This window comes from Paenibacillus sp. PAMC 26794, assembly GCF_000316035.1.
In the GTDB taxonomy this organism is placed as follows: Bacteria; Bacillota; Bacilli; order Paenibacillales; family Paenibacillaceae; genus Paenibacillus.
The window spans coordinates 603,861-617,622 of the sequence record NZ_ANHX01000011.1 but is presented as its reverse complement, the minus strand read 5'-3'; the positions used below and the strand labels follow the sequence as shown (position 1 = coordinate 617,622).

Sequence of the window (13,762 nt, the reverse complement as noted above, 5' to 3'; positions counted from 1 at the left end):
GGTTTTCCATTCAAAGTCGCTTAATAAGCGGCTTTTTTTGGTTTTAATAAACCTAAAGACTTGACCTACAGTTAACTCTAGGTCTTATACTCCGATTAGGCTTGCAAATTATATATGGAATTGGAGATTTTATTTATCATGGCAAAGAGCACGAATTGGAATGTTTTTGGACTTGCAGTACTACTAGGTTTATTTTCTACATTAGGTCCATTTACGATTGATATGTATTTACCGGCTTTTCCGGAGATTGCACAAAATATGAATACAACGGCATCACTTGTACAATTTAGCCTTACTGCTTGTTTATTAGGACTCGGTGTAGGACAACTTGTTATGGGTCCTTTGAGTGACGCGTACGGTAGACGTAGACCATTATTGATCTGTATGGCAGCCTATATTATTTGTTCCTTGGCATGTGCTTTTGCTCCGAATATCGGACTATTGATTTTGTTTCGTTTCACGCAAGGATTTGCGGCTTCAGCGGGAATTGTCATTTCCCGTGCGATAGCTAGAGATCTATACAGTGGACATGAACTCACTAAATTTTTCTCTTTGCTGTTGCTTGTAGGGAATTTGGGGCCTCTGGCAGCACCCATCGCGGGAAGTGGGGTTCTTTCATTCACAACATGGATTGGCGTATTTATCTGCCTTTCATTCTTGGGGATTTTCTTATTAATCATGACAAAGTGGAGTTTAAAAGAAACACATCCTGTCGAAAGACGTATGGTTCCTGAATTCAAACAACAATTGGGTAATTACAGAATGCTTCTGCGTGACCGAAAGTTTGTTGGTTACATGCTGGCACAGGGAATCATGACGGCAGGGGTCTTTGCTTACGTGGCAGGAACACCATTTATTTACCAAAATATATATGGAGTCACACCTACAGTATTTGCTATACTGTTTGCTTCGAACGGCATCAGCTTGATCATCGGATCTCAAATCGTGGGTCGATTGGCAAAACGTATCCCTGAGCAGACCCTGTTATTATCGGGACTATGGCTTGCTTTAATAGCAAGTGTTGCTGCCTTGGTGGTAACTCTGGTTCACGGTCCGCTTTTCGCTTTGGTCATTCCGTTGTTCTTCTTTGTTTGCTCGATCGGCATTACGTCTACAGCGGCATTCCCGCTTGCCATGGAGAGTCAAGCTAAGATGGCCGGAAGTGCAGCAGCACTGCTCGGCGTTGTTCCTTTTCTTCTCGGTGCACTGGTTGCTCCTCTGGTCGGTATCGCAGGTGAGGACACTGCCGTCCCGTTAGGACTCACTTTATTAATGACCAGTATTATTGCGATTGTTACTTATTTTCTACTCGTTAAAAAAATCTCGCAGCATACACCTAATCATGCCCAGTCTAATGCTGACTTTTAGTATAGAAGGAACAGCTCGCCAAGCATTGGCGTGAGACATGAACATGATTCCATTACAAGTCGCTAACACAGCGGCTTTTTTTGGTTTAAGGGCAGAATAAGCTTAATCTCTCTTGTACAGCATTCAGGACTTCTTCCGGAATCTCCTTGACCTTGATATCTTCTCCTAGAAAAAGCAACCAATTGGTGATTTCGGTTAACTCTTCTGAGTTATGAACATTCATAAATGCCTTTAGGAGGGCCATAGTTTGGTATGGATTCGTATAGGCAATTGAAAACCTTAAAGGATGGTATTTTTTGAATTGCGCAATCGCCTTTGGACCAAGTTCCAGGACAAGGTTGATAACTTCTTCCTGCGTGTTTCGTTTTAGTTGTTCCACAATCTTTTTTGTACTCAGTCTTTTTTTCGCCGGGTATGCTTCGACATGGATGAGGTTGTCAACTGATACGATTCGTCTTTTTTCTTCCTCCAAGTCAAAACCTTCAATGATCCAATGGCCTTTTTGATGATGAAGGTGCAAGAGCACAATAGGATAAGACTTTGTTTCCTTCTCTTCTTGAACAGTAACTAACAAATCACGTTCTATAAGAAGAATTTGGATGAGTTTTTCTAAGGTAGGGTGAGGCAGGTCTGACAGATCAAGCAAGTCTGGATTATGGGGATTGGTCCCTTCAAAAAGCAATATTTGATTCAAATGCACAAGGTCATCTTGCTGATTTTCTGAGATGAGGCCCAATAATTTTTCAGCCAAAGATTGACGACTCTTCAGATAAGGAAGTTGTTGATTTCTTGTCGCCATAAAGGCAATGAATAACGCTTTGATTTCATTATCGGTAAACCGGACCGTGGGCAGGAGGGAGTTGTTCATGACAAAATAACCCCCGTCCCGCCCAACTTCAGCGACAAGTGGCATTCCCATGGCTTCAATTTCTCTGATATCTCGAATGGCTGTCGAACGAGAAATGTTAAATTCTCGCATGATTTCAGAGATGGTAAAGTGGGCACGATTATTGATATACCGCGTGATGATATTTATGCGTTCAACCTTTTTCATTGGGCCCCCTAAACAGTATCATATTCTGACATGATTTAAGGTTATTATAAACCTATCAAGTGAAAACACAAATCAATTGAAAATTTAAAGAGGACGGTGTAAACCATGAGTAATTATCATTTCGAAGAAAAAGACAGCTTTATCGTTTTAGGTATTGGAACAGATCTTAAGAGCGACTACACAGATTATGCTGGCATCAACAAGGAGAAAGCGGATTTTTGGTCTACAGTGAAAGAAGATGGAAGCCTAGACAAACTAAAGTCCCTGGCAACAAATGAATACATTCTTGCCGTAAACGAAGCAGTGAATAACAAGATGATGCATTATGCTGGGGTCATGACAGAAGAATCTCTGCCAGAAGCAACGAGAGTGATTCAATTCCCTAAGGGAAAATACCTGGTTGTGCAGGGCGAAGCAGAGACGGCTGATGCGCTCAGTAATATGCTTACTGGCATTGCCTTTGGTCAAGCCCTACCTGTAGAAAAGGATTATGCCTACGTTGGCGGTCCGAATGCAACGGTTGAAATGGGAGAGAGAAACGGCGTGGTATATGGTGAAATGTGGATTCCTGTTGTAAGGAACTAACCGAAGCATAAATATTCAATGTGAAAGAATCCCTTCTTTTATAGGAAGTGGATTCTTTTTCAGTTCGATGTCTAGTGATTATCATTTAATAGATTTAGTTTTCCTCAAGTATGTTATCATATTCTTTGTGATGACGGGTTCATTCGAGAATAGCTAAGTAATAAGCACTTTTTATTATTTACATAAAGTCAATGGAAGGCAGGAGATATAGCAGTATGGTCACGCTGATACTTTCGCTCGTTATGATTATGAACATATTACTCTCAGCGGTATTTTTGTTTTTTGAAAGGAGAGACATCGGTTATACTTGGGCCTGGCTCATGATTTTTTACTTCATTCCTATTTTAGGTTTTATCGTTTATCTCTTTCTGGGCCGTAACCTCAAAAAGAAAAATTTCTATGGGCTTTCAGCTGAAGAGAGAAACTCCCTAAAGTTAATTGTCGAGAACCAATTAGTGACATTGAAGGAGCAACGTAAGGAAAACAACCCCCTGCTCATGAAATATGCTGACCTGATTCAATTGAATCTCACTTCATCCAATGCAATCCTAACCAATGACAATGAGATATTCATCTTCGATGATGGACAAGAGAAATTTGATTCTTTATTTGCTGATATCAAGAAAGCCAAGAAAGAGATTAACATCCAATATTACATCATTCAACCGGATTCCTTAGGGAAGAAATTACGAGATGAATTAACCATAAAAGCTAAAGAAGGCGTAAAAGTGCGAGTTCTCTATGACGAAATTGGTTCAAAGAAACTTTCATTGAAGTTTTTTAGAGAACTGATCTCTGCCGGTGGAGAAGTAGAGGTCTTTTTCCCGTCACTGATTAGGCCATTAAATTTCCGTATGAATAATCGAAATCATCGAAAACTATGTATTATTGATGGGGAGATTGCTTATATTGGCGGATTTAATCTGGGAAATGAGTATCTAGGCATGGATAAAAAGTTTGGATACTGGCGTGATACACATTTTAAAATGCACGGAGATGCCGTTAATCATATTCAAGGAAGGTTTATTTTGGATTGGAAACACGCCAGCAAATCCGATCAATTAAGTTACGAACAATTCTCCTTCAACACAGCAAGGCTTGATGGTTCAAGTCCAGTTCAGATTGTGTCTAGTGGTCCTAACTCACAGGTGGAACACCTGAAGAATATGTACATTAAGCTTATAGTAAATGCCAAAAAGAGTGTGTATATTCAAACGCCTTACTTTATTCCTGATAGCACTTTTATGGATGCATGTAAAATCGCACTCCTATCCGGGGTGGATCTGCGCATTATGATTCCCAATAAGCCCGATCACCCGTTTGTATATTGGGCGACTTGGGCGTATGCTGGTGAATTATTGGACTATGGAGCCAAGATTCTGTTATATGATAATGGATTCTTACACGCAAAGACCATTGTAGTAGACGAAGAAGTCGCTTCCGTAGGGACGATGAATATTGATTCCCGGAGCTTTAGGTTGAATTTTGAGGTGAATGCAATTGTATATGACGAGCGAGTTGCGAAACAACTTCAAGAATTGTTTCATCAAGATAGCCAGTTAAGTACAGAACTTACTTCTGAGCGTTATAGAAATAGGTCCCTTATTATCAAATTTAAAGAAGGAATATCACGTCTTCTTTCACCTATTTTATAGGTCAGCTTCACTGCCGATGTTATACTCAACCAGGCACGATAAAGCTTTTCACTGAAGTGCTTCTTAACGACTAGAGTATTAGCAAATCTTTCTTTTTAAGTCAACAGTTAAAAGCTCTCTTCCAAATGGAAGAGAGCTTTCCCAATTGCACAACAGCATGTTATTAATTTAAAACGCCGCTGCCGACTATTGTAACCTTTACTTCCGGGTGAAAACGAACTTGGGCATATTGTTTATTCCAGTTTAGGCTCTTCCATAAGTCCGGGTAATGGGCAATTAAATGTCTGCCAATACCGAAGGAATTACAACCACTTTGCTGAAGTGTCTTGATAATCTGTTCTGCGTCCTGAGTCATGTCATCGGATAACTGGCTGTTCAGACGTTCAATCGTGTCTTTTTCCTGAAGATGATTCATTGCATACTCAACGATCGTTACTGGAAGTTCGATACGGAGGTTCACATCAATTTGGCTATCACTTGCCACCTTTACCGCAAGTTTGCGCTTAATTTGTGCGATATTTGCTTCATAAGTGACATAGTTCCGCGGGTTGTTGGAAGGCCCTGGGTGGACCTTTTTGACAAAACGCGCTGCTTTATTCCATTTCCCACTCATAATAATGTATAGAGGAGCCTGTTCGGTAGTAAGACTCCCATTGAACCTTTGCCCATGAAACAGGGCGATTCCCCGAGCATCAATCTCCTCTCCATCCTTATATAGATAAGGCAGTGTAAAATCCTGTCCCGGATCCAGCATGGGAGGGAGAAGGGTCTCTAACGTCATTTCCGGAAAAATACATAATTCCTCCAGACTCTTAATTTTTTTCGTAATAAAATCACCAATCAATATGCTGCCAACTTTTTTTTGGTGTAACAGATCTCCGGCATCGCCATCCACAATCGCAATTTTCACATGTGAGGTTGGGTAATCGGGTTCCCGATATAAGACGTCCAGGTAGGGGTAGATATCATTTTGTGCGAGTTTGTTGCCGTATAAGATCATCCCATATTTGAAAAACCGGATATCACCAGTCACTTTAGCGCGAATCCTATCCGTGCTTTGACGGACGGATCTCCCTGTGCCTGAGTGGACTTCATTACCGCTGCTCCCTTGTTGACTCTCAGAATCATCGACAATTTCAAGCGTCTGTTTAATTTCACCCTCTGAGGTGATGTCAAACGCCGAAGCATTAGCTAGTCTTGCATCTTTTAAACTATCCTGATCCCAACATCCCGTCATCACCATGAGCAGGGTCAGCAGGATGAGGATTTTCCCCCGTTTACTCATATCATCTTCTCTTTTCGTTTCATTATATAAGATAGAACCAACAGGAGCAGAGGCAGGATCATGAGAAAAAAGTATGCCGATCTGTTGGCTATCGTACTAATTAACTCAAGTTTTTCCTTCTGTTGTGGCAGATACGCAATTATGCAAGAAGCAAGAACGACATAAGGCACCGCTTTTTTATGGTGTTTTTGTTTGAAGAGATAACTTATACCATAGGATGCCGTATAGTAATAGCCACATATGGCCCCGAAAATTGAAATTAACCAGATAGGGAGGAACAGGAAATCGGCCCGATCCATTGTTCCGAGTGGGATAGAGCGGAGCAGATATATGACCGGTTCAGGCATTAAGTCAAGTTGCTGGGGGCTGAACGCCGTTGAACAAATGAACACGGTGAATGCATACAACACCACGACTACAGCACTTGCTAAAGCAACAGACTTGAGTTTGCCACCGCTGCTACCTTCAACCATAGCAAACACAACGAGAAAAAACTCAAATCCGAACATAGCCATTAATGTTTCGGTTGATCCACTAATGATATTGGGCCATCCCGCTTCGGTTAACGGCAAAAGATATAACAGATTGATTTCCTTGAGTCCATAACTGATCAATACCATCATGGGCAAGACCAAAAAGGAGATGAGTACCAGTACTCGGGCAATGATTCGTAATTTTTGCCGAACCAAATAGATACTGCTGAACAAGAAGAGGGCTAATATAGCCCACCGAGGCGTATCCTGCAGCATCCAGCGGTTAATCACACCGTAAGCGTTCACCAGAACAGAAGTGCCCATTAATAGGAAATATCCAACGTAGGCAATGATCAGCAACTTGCCAATCCATTTACCCGTAATCAGCGTTACGATGTGATAAATGGACGAACTCGGGAATCTTCGCATCAAAAGCCAGCACAACAGTATGACAAGTTGAATCAGGAACCTTCCAAGGAAAACAGAGATCCACCCACCACCTTTTGACAAAAGATGTATCCGATAAGGGAGAGACAATATATCTACACCGATTTCAAATTTCATAATGAGCAAGAATAATTGTCCCCGAGTGATTGTTGTTTCCTTATTCACGTTTTTTCCAACTCCTAGAGAACTTCTGCTGATTCAGCCGCTGCGGGCGGGCATCATGAGGAGATCAGTTCAAGCAACATTGCCTCTACAAGTGCAGGAAAGGGGATGTTCTGCAATGATTTCTTGATTGTGTGTGCCAGCTCGATCGGTAAAATAGCGGAGTGAAAAGAGATCGTAGCAATATAAACAGCAGGTAATGTAAAAGCAATGATAAAACTCATCATGCGAATTAACCGTAAAAAGGAACTGACAATCCAGCGACCATGATAATCATCCGGACTTTGATAAAAAGCAAAAAACGTAACTGGAGCAATAAGAGCTGACGGACTTCCTTCGGCAAGTATGGCGACGCGTCCTTCCATTAAGTTGGCAATAACCCGGTCAGGTCTTTCTGTATTGAGCTGCTGAGGAAACAGAGAGAAGGGGTTATCCTCCACAAACTCTTCAATAAAGCCTGGTGCGAGCACCATATCTGAAGATATGGATGTGATTCGCTCTTTAACTTCGTTCACCAACTCCGGATTGGCCAAGTCCTGAAGATATACAACTGCAATTTTGGTATGTGTCTTCTCGCCGACGGTAAAATATCGAACGATTAAAGATGGACTAATAATTTGTCTACGGATCAGATTCAAATTAACGGAAAGCTGCTCTACGAATCCATTGTGTGGCCCTCGAATAACACCTTCGTTTTCTGGTTCGGTTGTGCTACGGACATACACTTTTTCGGTAGAAAGAATGTAAAACTCCGGGTGCCCGTCGACTATGTAAAGACATTTCCCTTGAATAAGTGAGTCTATTCCACGTTGCAGATCCGTGTCTTTTCGACTTTCTAAAGTGGTGAACGATGGGTAGATTTCCGAATGAGCTTGGCCATTCAGTGCTGTTAAGACATGTGTTTGAATGATCTCCTGATCTACAAGTGAATCGATATAGAGAAGCACACTCTGTACACCATTAAGTAGAAACTGTTGTTGTCTCAAATCGTCAGTACAGTAGAGGGACTGTTCCACATAAGAAATATTCATATTTAATTCAGAGAATGCCTGATTGCTTGGGGTCATTGATCCACCTCTTTATCAAATGCGACATGGATTATCTTGTACAAAATCAAGACTATTATGCAATAGGCGCTTCTTATTCAAAGAACTTATAACCAAACATTGAAAAATAACTGCACTAAAATCCATAATTTACAATTCAATTAGAAACTTTTTCCTAAATCTAGCGTCTAATATTATGACTTTTTGAGGGGTTATACATTACTAGAGAGTAGAAGGAGCCAAAGACAACACATGAATATGAAGAAGAAATTATCCATTTTTACCGCTTTAGCCGTTTTTCAAGCATTTGCAGTCGGTTCTGTGAATGCGCAATCAGCACCGCAAGGTGACACCGCGTCAGTAAACACGGCCAATGTAGAATCAGTTGAGGTGTTAAAACAAGAGCAGCCGATTGCAGAGCGTGAAGTGAAGACGGAGAGCAATAACAAATCTATCAATACTCCGCCCACTGAAGCCAAGGACACTCAAACCTCAACCGGCACTGAGGCAACACCTAAAACAGATAGCGAGAAACCTGCATTGGATGGGGGAGAGACCCCTGAGAAGGTTGAAACGCCAGCTACACCTGCTCAGATAGAGCAACCATCCGTTGATGGGACGTCTCCTGCAGTAGCAGGTGGAAATCTGACGTTGTACATGAATAGCAACAAAATGGAGCAGGATGGAAAAACGTATCTTGCTGGACAGCCAATGGCTGTAAAAAACGGTGTATCCTATGTTGCAATCCGTGCGCTGGTTGACCGTGTGGGATATGGCGTCAAATACGATAACAAAACCAAGGAAACCATCATTATTAGTGGTGAGGATGAACTCCGATTCAAGACGAACAGCAAGGACTATACGGTAAATGGAGAGACCAGAACGATGAAAGGCCCTGCTTATCAGCAAAAAAGTACGTTCATGGTGCCGTTAACTTCCATTACTCAAGCCCTGAACATCACCTATAAAGTGAATCAGTCAGCCAAGACGGTTGTGCTGAATCTGAATACGAAACCTGTTGCAAGCTTTACCATTTCCCAAAAGGAAATCTTTGCAGGAGATCAAGTAGACTACGTGACTTCTAACAGTTCACCCAATGGAATGGATATCGTTGACGAACGCTGGACAGGTCGCCAGGATTCATATGATCAAGCAGGTACATATACGATTTCATATCAAGTACAGGATTCCAACGGTCAATGGAGCGATCCCTATTCAACTACGATTGAAGTTTTGGCTCCTAATCTTCCTCCTGTAGCCATGTTCGCCACGGATAAAGAACAGTATAAAATGGGCGAAAAAATAACATACACAGACCAAAGTACAGATGACGAAAATAATATTGATAAAGCGGTATGGGAGAATAATTCACTTGCGTTCTTTGAACCGGGTCCAAAAACGGTGACTCTTACGGTTACGGACAATCACGGTGCTACGAACACGTACTCCAAAGTCATTACCATAACGAATGAGACCTTATATTCATTTACCGATTTTAATTTACTCTTCACGCCTGTAGGACAGAAATTCACCTTTAACGGCGGCGAAGTGACTACGATGGAGAAAGTGCCTTATACGTACATGGATGAGCCAAGTTTGCTGATCCGCAGTAACAGTCCGGAAACTGTGAATACGGAAGGCATTGTATATAAAGAATCATCTTCAGGGCAGACCCGTTTCATGATTCATCACGTGAACAATACAGGCAAAAGAGTAAAAATGTATGTGATTGCAACCAATAACAATCCAAATCCAGCCGTATTTGAACAACAGAATATGGGCTTTGCCGGACCTACACCGTATGCTACCGTAGCTGGGAAATTGTCTATTGATAAATGGTTCAAGTCCATTCAGACTGGAGCGGATCAAAAGAAAGAGTACCTTCAACCTGGGGAAAGCAAATTGATTTTGACAGAACTTAATAAAACGCCAATGAAAGAAGGACAAGTCATTTCTCTCTATTCGGACGCTTATAGTGATTATTCCCTAGACTATAACGTTATCCTGGTGGAAGAAAATAAAGATCCGTTTGAGGCTCTGCCATTGCTACCTGTGCTGGATCGTGACGGAGTGCACAACCGGGGTACGTATCCGAATGCGACTCGCATCATAAAGTACGATGAGCACGTGGGAACCAAACCGGCCCGTCTGCCACTTGGTGACAATTCAAGCGATCCCAATCTGGTAGGAACAGATCCGATGGCTTACACAGACGCATCCAATGCGGGTAATTTCGGCGTATTGTACAAAATCACGCTGACCAATGTTGCACCGCGTACGCTTATCTCCTTTAACCCTCGTGGAGGGAAGTATTCCGGAGTAGCTCTGGTGAACAATCAGTTGGTATCGATTGCTGAAGGTAACGTTGCCGTTGCCAATTCAAGTGAACAAAGCGTTCTTTACCGCACCGGATCATCTGGAGAGAGCGTAACGATTCTATTCTCTGCCGCGCCAGGAAGCAACCTGCCGGTGAATCTGCTCTTTACACCACTCCCATCGGAGAAGTAATGTAGGTGTCTCTTATAACAGATGGTTTGGTGGCACGTTAATCATCGACAGAAAAGACTCCATATGGAGTCTTTTCTTTTCACAACTTATTTCTACTAAGGAGGAATCAAATTCCGATGAATGTAGTCGTCAAGTTGATACGTGAATTCAAAGAGCGGGATAACCGGCGTTTGTTGAAGGATTATCGAGACAAAGTGGAGCTTATCAGGAAACGAAACTTGGAAGTTTGGGATGATAAGCACCTGCAAGCGGAATCTCTTCGGCTGCAAGAAGAAGCAAGATCAGGCAAGCCTTTGGATGATCTGCTTGTTGATGCTTATGCTCTAGTCTGCGAGGTTGCGAAAAGAACAGTCGGATTACAGCCTTACGATGTGCAAATTATGGCTGCGATTGCTTTGCACGAGAGATTTTTGATCGAGCAGCATACCGGTGAAGGAAAAACACTCTCTGCTGTTATGCCTGTTTATCTCAACGCTTTGACAGGCAAAGGTGTTCATGTGCTTACTTTTAACGACTACTTGGCAAATCGAGATGCAGCGTGGATGGGCCCGATCTACCGTTTCCTCGGGTTAACGGTAAGCTCGGTTCAAGCCGGCATGAGCCTGTTAGAGAAACGGGAAGCTTACGCCAAGGACATAACCTATGTTACGGCTAAAGAAGCAGGGTTCGATTATTTGCGTGACACAATCGCATTTAATGAAGCGGATACCGTGCATCGTCCTTTCCATTACGTCATCGTCGACGAAGCAGATTCATTGCTTCTTGATGAAGCACGGGTGCCGTTAGTCATTAGTGGCGATTCGAGTGCTTCCAAGAGTGATGGTAATCTTTTCGCAGAAGTGGCCCGGCAGCTGCGGCCAGGAGAGCATTACGATTTTGACGAGTTCCAGCGGAACGTTTACTTGAATGAAGCGGGTGCTGCGAAAGCGGAGTTGCTGCTGGGATGTGGCAATTTGTACGATAGCCATAACAGTCATTGGTTAACGTCATTGAATTGTGCGCTGCATGTGGAATCGTTATTAAAAAAAGACGTCGATTACATCGTCCGGGACGGTGTAATCGAGCTAATCGAAGAACACACCGGACGTGTGGCCGAGAACAGGTATTTGCCGGACGGGCTGCAAGCTGCGCTGGTGGCAAAAGAAGGGTTGCAGTGGAAGGCCGGTGGGAGAATTCTCGGCACGATCACGATTCAACATTTTATTAGCCTGTATTCGGGAATTTGCGGAATGACGGCTACGGCGCACGCTTCAGCAATGGAATTTGAGGATATCTATGCGCTGCAAGTCGTGCAAATCCCGCCAAACATACGGATCGACCACAAGCACCGAATTTACACCCATAAAGAAGCCAAATATAAGGCGCTCGTACAAGAAATCTCTTCCGTCCATAGGATGGGACGTCCCATTCTTATTGGTACTTCAAGCGTCGAGGAGTCTGATATGCTGGCGGAGGCGCTTGCCGCTGATGGCGTACCTTGCCAGGTTCTGAATGCAAAAAATGATGCAAAAGAAGCCGAAATCATCGCTAAAGCGGGAGAAATAGGCGCGGTAACGGTATCTACGAATATGGCAGGGCGCGGCGTCGACATTCGTCTCGGCGGCGGTAATCCCGCACAGGCAGAAGTGGTTGCCAAACTGGGCGGATTATACGTGATAGGTACATATGTGAACGAAAGCATGCGGATTGACGACCAGTTGCGCGGACGTTGCGGCCGCCAAGGTGACCCTGGGTCTTCCGTATTTTATATTAGCCTGGAGGACGAGTTGATGCTTCGCTTTGGCATTCATAAACTGTTTCGCGCTCCAAATCAGGACGAGGTTCTTGATGATCCGGCGCTCCACAGCAAAATCGAGCATATCCAGCGCGTTATTATAGGTCAAAACTTCGATATTCAGCGGGAATTGAACTGTTATTCGGATATGGTGGAGGATCAGAGGCGAATTCTATATGAAGAACGGCTCGGAATTTTGAAAGCTGAGAGACTGATGAGTCCATCGGAGCGGCGTGTACGGCTTTTTTATATCGACGAGTTCTGGGCTGACCATCTCGCATACGTTTCTTACATTCGCGAAAGCATCCATCTCGAGAGCATTACCAGTCGCAATCCAATCGACGAGTTTCATACGCAAATCACCCAAGCATTCGAGCAAATTCCGGCTAAAATAGATCATGAGTCGGCGAATATGCTTAGAAAACTCGGAGGTTCGAATGAACCCGAGAAATGGGAACAGTTCGGTCTGAAGAGTCCTATTTCGACTCGGACTTATATGATCAACGATCAATACAGCCAAGATAAGCGCAGCTCATGGACCGGAACGACGGTATTTGCTTTTTGGGTCAGTAAGATTTTGAAGCTATTACTGAAGCCAGTATATAGGATGTCAAAATAGTGATGGGAGCGTGACGATCGATGAACAATAGAGAACGGTTTTCGAGCCGGGTCGATTCGTATTTGAAATACCGCCCGAGTTATCCAAAAGAGGCTATTGACTATTTGTACGACGTCGTTGGTTTACGTGTGAGCAGTAATATAGCAGAAATCGGTTCAGGTACTGGCATCATCTCAAAACTACTTCTGGAACGCGGAAGCTGTGTAGTCGCAGTCGAGCCAAATCAGGCAATGCGGGAAGCCGCCGAGCAAACTTTAATAAACAGTTCGAAATTTCAGAGTACATCAGGTTCTGCTGAATCTACTGGATTACCTGATCAGTCGGTTGATTTTATTGTCTGCGCTCAGGCATTTCACTGGTTTGATCGCTCCGCAGCCCAAATCGAGTTTCGCAGAATTCTACGGCCAGGTGGGAAAGTAATACTCATCTGGAATTCACGTCTTACTAACGGTACTCCATTTCGTGAAGAGTACAATCAACTGCTCCATACATATGGAACCGATTACGAAAAAGTTAATCATAAAAATATTTCTCAGGCGATATTGCTCTCTTTTTTCAAGGAAGGTTCAATGCATGAAATGCGATTCAAAATGAGTCAGGAGTTCGATTTCGAGGGATTGAAAGGCCGGTTGTTATCATCTTCTTACAGCCCTGTACCAGGGCATGCAAATTACGATCCTATTATGACAGAACTGCGGCATTTATTTGATAAAAATAATCAAGAGGGTATTGTTGAATTCGATTATGAAACTGAGATTTTTTGGGGAGAAGTATAAATACGGCATT

At 43.0% G+C, this 13,762-nt stretch carries 10 protein-coding genes; 6 read left to right on the top strand and 4 right to left on the bottom strand.

What is annotated here, in order from left to right; translation table 11 throughout:
* Positions 1 to 138 precede the first annotated feature (138 nt).
* On the top strand, positions 139 to 1,368 hold the full coding sequence (locus tag D829_RS0107960) for a multidrug effflux MFS transporter (RefSeq protein ID WP_017688340.1): 1,230 nt from the start codon (positions 139 to 141) through the stop codon (positions 1,366 to 1,368).
* 85 nt (positions 1,369 to 1,453) lie between these two features.
* Here D829_RS0107960 and D829_RS0107955 read toward each other — a convergent pair whose 3' ends face one another.
* Complete coding sequence (locus D829_RS0107955) at positions 1,454 to 2,422, bottom strand: HTH domain-containing protein (protein WP_017688339.1); 969 nt, start codon at positions 2,420 to 2,422, stop codon at positions 1,454 to 1,456.
* 105 nt (positions 2,423 to 2,527) lie between these two features.
* Between D829_RS0107955 and D829_RS0107950 the strand changes: the two genes are divergently transcribed.
* Entirely contained in the window at positions 2,528 to 3,007 is a 480-nt protein-coding gene (locus D829_RS0107950; RefSeq protein ID WP_017688338.1) for a GyrI-like domain-containing protein, read from the top strand.
* A 215-nt stretch (positions 3,008 to 3,222) separates the two neighbouring features.
* Positions 3,223 to 4,662, top strand: a complete 1,440-nt coding sequence (gene cls / locus D829_RS0107945; protein WP_017688337.1) for a cardiolipin synthase — start codon at positions 3,223 to 3,225, stop codon at positions 4,660 to 4,662.
* Between the two features lie 163 nt (positions 4,663 to 4,825).
* On the opposite strand, the gene D829_RS0107940 is transcribed toward cls, so the two are convergent.
* From D829_RS0107940 to D829_RS30660, 3 genes are read right to left on the bottom strand one after another with little or no spacing between them, the layout of a single operon-like run.
* The gene (locus D829_RS0107940) at positions 4,826 to 5,947 is read right to left on the bottom strand and encodes a Ger(x)C family spore germination protein (protein WP_017688336.1); all 1,122 of its coding nucleotides are present in this window, start codon (positions 5,945 to 5,947) and stop codon (positions 4,826 to 4,828) included.
* Complete coding sequence (locus D829_RS0107935) at positions 5,944 to 7,032, bottom strand: GerAB/ArcD/ProY family transporter (RefSeq protein WP_017688335.1); 1,089 nt, start codon at positions 7,030 to 7,032, stop codon at positions 5,944 to 5,946. The genes D829_RS0107940 and D829_RS0107935 overlap by 4 nt, the downstream gene beginning before the upstream one ends.
* A 53-nt stretch (positions 7,033 to 7,085) precedes the next feature.
* The gene (locus D829_RS30660; RefSeq protein ID WP_017688334.1) at positions 7,086 to 8,096 is read right to left on the bottom strand and encodes a spore germination protein; all 1,011 of its coding nucleotides are present in this window, start codon (positions 8,094 to 8,096) and stop codon (positions 7,086 to 7,088) included.
* Positions 8,097 to 8,327: 231 nt separating this feature from the next.
* Here D829_RS30660 and D829_RS0107925 point away from each other — a divergent pair, with 231 nt between their 5' ends.
* The 3 genes from D829_RS0107925 (at position 8,328) to D829_RS0107915 (ending at position 13,752) form a co-directional block, all read left to right on the top strand.
* Positions 8,328 to 10,583, top strand: coding sequence for a stalk domain-containing protein (locus tag D829_RS0107925; RefSeq protein WP_017688333.1), 2,256 nt, complete (start codon positions 8,328 to 8,330; stop codon positions 10,581 to 10,583).
* Between the two features lie 116 nt (positions 10,584 to 10,699).
* On the top strand, positions 10,700 to 12,976 hold the full coding sequence (locus D829_RS0107920) for a DEAD/DEAH box helicase (RefSeq protein WP_017688332.1): 2,277 nt from the start codon (positions 10,700 to 10,702) through the stop codon (positions 12,974 to 12,976).
* Between the two features lie 20 nt (positions 12,977 to 12,996).
* Positions 12,997 to 13,752 carry a class I SAM-dependent methyltransferase gene (locus D829_RS0107915; RefSeq protein WP_017688331.1) on the top strand — a complete coding sequence of 252 codons (756 nt, stop codon included), beginning with the start codon at positions 12,997 to 12,999 and terminating at the stop codon, positions 13,750 to 13,752.
* The last annotated feature ends 10 nt before the right edge of the window (positions 13,753 to 13,762 follow it).

Bases quoted from the DNA above. Each gene is read 5' to 3' on its own strand.
- D829_RS0107920 (WP_017688332.1), top strand. From the start codon at position 10,700: ATGAATGTAGTCGTCAAGTTGATACGTGAATTCAAAGAGCGGGATAAC.
- D829_RS0107940 (WP_017688336.1), bottom strand. From the start codon at position 5,947: ATGAGTAAACGGGGGAAAATCCTCATCCTGCTGACCCTGCTCATGGTG.
- D829_RS0107915 (WP_017688331.1), top strand. From the start codon at position 12,997: ATGAACAATAGAGAACGGTTTTCGAGCCGGGTCGATTCGTATTTGAAA.
- D829_RS0107925 (WP_017688333.1), top strand. From the start codon at position 8,328: ATGAATATGAAGAAGAAATTATCCATTTTTACCGCTTTAGCCGTTTTT.
- D829_RS30660 (WP_017688334.1), bottom strand. From the start codon at position 8,096: ATGACCCCAAGCAATCAGGCATTCTCTGAATTAAATATGAATATTTCT.
- D829_RS0107955 (WP_017688339.1), bottom strand. From the start codon at position 2,422: ATGAAAAAGGTTGAACGCATAAATATCATCACGCGGTATATCAATAAT.
- D829_RS0107950 (WP_017688338.1), top strand. From the start codon at position 2,528: ATGAGTAATTATCATTTCGAAGAAAAAGACAGCTTTATCGTTTTAGGT.
- D829_RS0107960 (WP_017688340.1), top strand. From the start codon at position 139: ATGGCAAAGAGCACGAATTGGAATGTTTTTGGACTTGCAGTACTACTA.
- cls (WP_017688337.1), top strand. From the start codon at position 3,223: ATGGTCACGCTGATACTTTCGCTCGTTATGATTATGAACATATTACTC.